At 71.8% G+C, this 1,060-nt stretch carries 1 protein-coding gene and 1 pseudogene; one reads left to right on the plus strand and one right to left on the minus strand.

What is annotated here, in order from left to right; genetic code table 11:
• Nucleotides 1–213: pseudogene (locus tag BZL64_RS38560) on the minus strand (NERD domain-containing protein); the annotation flags it as partial.
• A gap of 109 nt (nucleotides 214–322) precedes the next feature.
• Here BZL64_RS38560 and BZL64_RS38565 point away from each other — a divergent pair.
• Complete coding sequence (locus tag BZL64_RS38565; protein WP_086773540.1) at nucleotides 323–829, plus strand: protein-tyrosine phosphatase family protein; 507 nt, start codon at nucleotides 323–325, stop codon at nucleotides 827–829.
• Nucleotides 830–1,060 lie beyond the last annotated feature (231 nt).

The raw sequence follows: 1,060 nt of genomic DNA on the forward strand, positions 1-1,060 counted from the left end.
GGCCAACGTCGGCAAGCCGCACGGGCCCACGGTGACGGGGCCGGTCAGGAAGGGGCCGAGCGTCTCCAGGATGTCGGCTCGGCGGCCTTCCCTGACGATGTTGACCCGGCCGGCCTCCCTGTCGTACCAGGCGATGCTCCTGCCGTCCTTCAGGCAGACGTACAGCCTTTCCTGGCCGTGGTTCCAGGTCGGTACGACGCGCAGTCCGTTCATGCACCATCACCCCATGACCATGGGAACAGGCGGGTGCTCCAGGGGCAAGAAGGCGGTTACCTTTGGAGGGAGTTGGGCATGCCCCAGGGACGCGGTTGGGGAGGCGCCGTTGCGGACCCGCAGGAAGCAACCCGACGTACCGGCTCCGGACAGCCCGTGGAGCGAGATCGTGCCCGGCCTGTGGATGGGCGGGCACGAGTTCCGCGGGCGGAGCGGGCAGCGGGAGTTCGCGGTGGTACGGGGCGAGTTCGATCTCGTCCAGACCCTGCTGCGGCTGCCCGGACACGGGCCGGACCGGGGCGTCCAGCACCATGTGTGGCCGATCCCCGACGGGCCGCTGGACGGCACCCAGCTCGCCGGGGTGATGCGGCTGGCGCAGGCGGCCGGTGAGGCGCTGGACGAGGGGCGTTCGGTGCTGGTCCGCTGCTGGCACGGCTACAACCGCTCGGGCCTGGTCGTCGCCCACGCGCTGGTGCGCCGGGGCCACTCGCCGGACGAGGCGATCGGGCTGATACGGTCGCGGCGCTCGCCCTGGGCCCTGCACAACGAGCTGTTCGTCGAGTACCTGCGGGCGGGCCTGCCGACGGCCCGGCTGCTGGAGGAACTGGCCGAGTAATCGTTTCTCCCGCCGCTCCCCCGGCCGCCGGCCCCGGCACCCCCGAACGACCTCAGCACTACCTCTGAGCCACCCCCGCACCATGGCCCAGCCACCCCGACCGACCCCTCGCCGGTCCCTGACCGGCGCCCGCCCGGTACGCAAAAAGGACTTCCCTACGAATAAGGTGTACGGGGCCGACCGTCACCGTGATCACAGGAGCCCCGTGCCGCACCCCCGCCCCCTCCGCAC

The sequence above is a fragment of the Streptomyces bobili genome, from assembly GCF_002154575.1.
GTDB classification, from domain to species: Bacteria; Actinomycetota; Actinomycetes; order Streptomycetales; family Streptomycetaceae; genus Streptomyces; species Streptomyces bobili.